The sequence below is a fragment of the Terriglobia bacterium genome, assembly GCA_036496425.1.
In the GTDB taxonomy this organism is placed as follows: Bacteria; Acidobacteriota; Terriglobia; order 20CM-2-55-15; family 20CM-2-55-15; genus 20CM-2-55-15.
In genome coordinates this window covers 1-3,413 of sequence record DASXLG010000103.1, presented here as the reverse complement: position 1 = coordinate 3,413, position 3,413 = coordinate 1, and the positions used below count along the sequence as shown (strand labels likewise).

General features: G+C 54.6%; 5 protein-coding genes. All 5 read right to left on the bottom strand.

Going from position 1 to position 3,413, the window contains the following annotated elements:
• Window positions 1–420, bottom strand: a 420-nt coding sequence (locus VGK48_07500) for a hypothetical protein (protein ID HEY2381013.1), incomplete at its 3' end; no start/stop codon positions are given.
• A 65-nt stretch (window positions 421–485) separates the two neighbouring features.
• Entirely contained in the window at window positions 486–842 is a 357-nt protein-coding gene (locus VGK48_07495; protein HEY2381012.1) for a hypothetical protein, read from the bottom strand.
• Window positions 843–1,017: 175 nt separating this feature from the next.
• Window positions 1,018–1,458 carry a hypothetical protein gene (locus VGK48_07490; GenBank protein HEY2381011.1) on the bottom strand — a complete coding sequence of 147 codons (441 nt, stop codon included), beginning with the start codon at window positions 1,456–1,458 and terminating at the stop codon, window positions 1,018–1,020.
• Window positions 1,455–2,918, bottom strand: coding sequence for an arylsulfatase (locus tag VGK48_07485; GenBank protein ID HEY2381010.1), 1,464 nt, complete (start codon window positions 2,916–2,918; stop codon window positions 1,455–1,457). Before VGK48_07485 ends, VGK48_07490 begins: the two co-directional genes overlap by 4 nt.
• 93 nt (window positions 2,919–3,011) lie before the next feature.
• Window positions 3,012–3,413 (bottom strand): arylsulfatase (locus VGK48_07480; GenBank protein ID HEY2381009.1); only part of this gene is annotated, 402 nt, incomplete at its 5' end.

Sequence of the window (3,413 nt, the reverse complement as noted above, 5' to 3'; positions counted from 1 at the left end):
CATGCTCTCTTTTTTTCGGACTGTGAATGGGCCAAGGGAAAGATTGGCTTCGACTTCAACCCAGGCCAGCGGAAAGTTAACAACCGAGGCGAAGTTCCAAGTCTTGGTTGGCGTGGGCCAGATGTCGAGCAATCCGATCGGAGTAAACGCCGCCTTCATATCGACGTTCGCGGCAAGGAGCCCTGCGATGGGCACAGTCGTAGCGCCACCAATGGAGCCCTCATAGTAAGTTTCACCCGTCAACACCGCGAGGCCCGGTTCGGGGGGCACGAGGCCGGCAAACGGCGCGATCTGCATGCCGGACATCGGGCGCCCTAAGCCACCTTCAACTGCAAGAGCACGAGGGGCGAATGAAACGCAAAGTGTCAGGACGAATGCGCCTAACAGAATTGGATTAATCAGCTGGTTTTTTGTTTTCATGTTTTACCTTCTCTGGTCAGAACAGGAGATAACAAAGGCAACAGCGAAATTTCTCTCCATTAACTCTATTTGCTCCCGTTGGATTGCTTAAAGCTTGATGTTTCACTGCCTGCGGATTTCGGCGTTAGCCGTTCGATCGGGACATTGAGCCATTGCGCGGCTTCTTTGCGATCCTGAAACACGCGTACTTTGATCGGAGAACCTTGAGTCAGTAATGCATGCAACCTGCCGTAATGGGTCATTGTAGCATCGGTCGCGAGAATCGCCGATTTTATCGGCGGCCGATTGCCGTAGACCAAGCGTCGATAGAGCGAAACGTGAATGATGTATTTGAAGTTGAAGTCAACTGCATCGGCGTCCACTGCGTCGAAGAATCGATTGAAAGGTTCTTGCAAGGAATGCTCGAGTTCTCCAATAAACATTGTAATCCTGTTAACAACCTGCTTGTTTAGCAAGCCCCGCGGCCTATGGACAAGGAGCCGAATGTCTTTGTGAAACTCGACATCGGGAGGCAGTATTATTTTGTTCATTCCAATAATCTCCACTCATGCCACAGCAGTCGATCATGCGTCGTGAGTGTGTGTTTTGGTTTCATGTTTACTTTCTGCTGTTACTCTGATCACCATCGTCGCACTTCACCGCCAGCAGTTCGAGCGGGACGCCCAACCATTGTGCCGCCTCTTTGCGGTCCTGGAATACACGGACCGTGATCGAGGAACCTTGAGTCAGTACGGCAAGCAACCGAGCGTAATGAACAACAGTGGAATCGGTAGCGAGAATGGCTGACTTCACCGGCGCGCGACCCTTATGAGAAAGACGCCGATGAATAGAAACGTGGATAACATATCTGAAGTTGAGCTCAACTTCATGGGTGTCTGACGTATCGGAGAATCGATTGAAAGGCTGCTGCGATGCGGCTTCAATACCTTCGATAACACCGATGACCCTGTTAATCTCCGCCTCGTCGATCAAACCGCGCGGTCGATAAATGAGCAGCGGAAAGTCTTCGTGAAACTCAATTTCAGGCGGAAGGTTCATCGCTCCTTTGGGTTTTCTTTGCTGAGTTGTGGTAATTTCGGTGGTTTGTACGGATCCGCCGTGCCGGGCGCGATTGGCGGATGTTTCTTCAGGCTTTCCTCGAACTCGGCCGCAACCTTCATCGCCGGTCCGGCGATCCATGAGCTTCTTAGTCCTGTCTGTGGGTATTCCTCTTTTGGGTCAGTGATGAGATCGAATGCCTTTGGGTTACTTAGTTTTGTGGGCGGCGTCCACCAGTCTCGCTCTTCGTCGTAGAAGACCACTTTCCAATTCTTCCATTTGACCGCTTCCAGACGATCGGCCACGTAAACCGGAAACCCTTGGCGATTGGATTTCTCGGATTTGCCAAGCAGGAAATCCGTTTGGTCTAGGCCATCGATCGCGCGATCCTGCGGCACAGATGCGCCGGCGATTTTCGCGAACGTCGTGTAGGTATCGACCTCGTGAACGATCTCGTTACTCACGCGGCCGGCGGGAATCCGTTTAGGCCAGCGAATGATGAAAGGCACCCGTAACGAACCTTCCATGTGTGTGAAGTAATAACCGCGCCACGGGCCGGATGATCCCTGCCAAGGCCAGGTTGCTTCTGGACCGTTGTCGCTCGTGAAGACGACAATGGTGTTGTCGCGGATGTGCAATTGATCGATCACGTCCAGGATCTCGCCCACGTGCGCGTCCATTTCCGCGAGCGAGTCCGGGAAATCGCCGTAACCGGTCGTGCCAGCGAACTTTGGGTTCGGCAAGGTTGGGAAATGCACGAGCGTGAATGGAACGTAGGCATAGAACGGTTTGCCCGATTGCGCGCTTCGCTTCATGAAGTCGATCGTCCGCCGCGTGATCTCCGCGTCGATCAGGCGGCGCTGCTCCAGGTCATAAACCTGAAGCTCGTGACTTTTCTCGCCCTTCCTGCCTTCCATGATCTGCTCGAAAATGACGCCCGCCGCCTTCGCTGCCGCGTCCGAGGGCGCGAAAACCTCGTCCGTGGTGCGCGGGATCCCATACCACTCGTCGAAGCCCTGGTCGTTAGGCAACCGGCCCTGTTCACTGCCGAGATGCCATTTGCCGAAATGGCCGGTGGCATAGCCAGCACCAGAGAGTAACTCGGCGATAGTTACTTCCCACTGGGTGAGTCCTTCGAGGCCGCCGCCGATTGGAACCGAATGCGTCCCCGAACGAATGGCAAAGCGTCCGGTCATAAGCGCCGAGCGGCTTGGTGTGCATTGCGCCTCGACATTAAAGTTCACAAGTCGCGTGCCTTCAGTCGCGAGCTTGTCGATCCGAGGCGTGGCCGCGCCCCGAACGATGCCGCCGCCGTAACAACCGGGCTCACCGTAACCGAGATTGTCCATCAGGATGAAGACAATATTCGGTTTACCCGTCGTAGCCTCGGCGGTGGCGGGCTTCTTGCCATCGCCGGCTGGCAGCGGACTAGACTGTGCCTCAACCGTTTTGATCGCCACCAGCGCGACACTTAACGAGTAGATAGCAAGCTTGGCTTTTATCCTGGGTTTCCTTCCTTGTTTCTACATGAGCTCGTAGGTCATCTTCTTGGATCATTCGATAGCCATCGCCGCATCACGTTCCGCGTTGCGGAACTTCTCCCGATCGGTCGCGCTGAGCTGTGCCGGGGCAACGTCGATTTCCACTTTCTTCAATGTCCCAGTGTATCGGAACGGCGCCTGATACTCGATGCTGACTGGAGACGCGGAGTCCAGGCCCGTGTCCAAAGTTTCGTTGGCTGAAAATCGCACCGGTTCAGTCTTGTCGATCCGACCTTCGCCCGCTTTCTTGTCGTTCATGAACAGACCGACTGCGCCCCCCTTGGCGATTCCTCCGCCATCGTACTTGAACTCCATACGGATGGTTGCGGATCCAGGTGAAAGCTTCTGGGAACTCCTTACCCGATAGCGCGCTTCGCCAAACCAGTTATACTCATAGGTTGGCTTGCCATCTTT

Excerpts from the sequence above, each read along its gene's own strand:
- VGK48_07490 (HEY2381011.1), bottom strand. The coding sequence starts at position 1,458 with ATGAACCTTCCGCCTGAAATTGAGTTTCACGAAGACTTTCCGCTGCTC.
- VGK48_07495 (HEY2381012.1), bottom strand. The coding sequence starts at position 842 with ATGTTTATTGGAGAACTCGAGCATTCCTTGCAAGAACCTTTCAATCGA.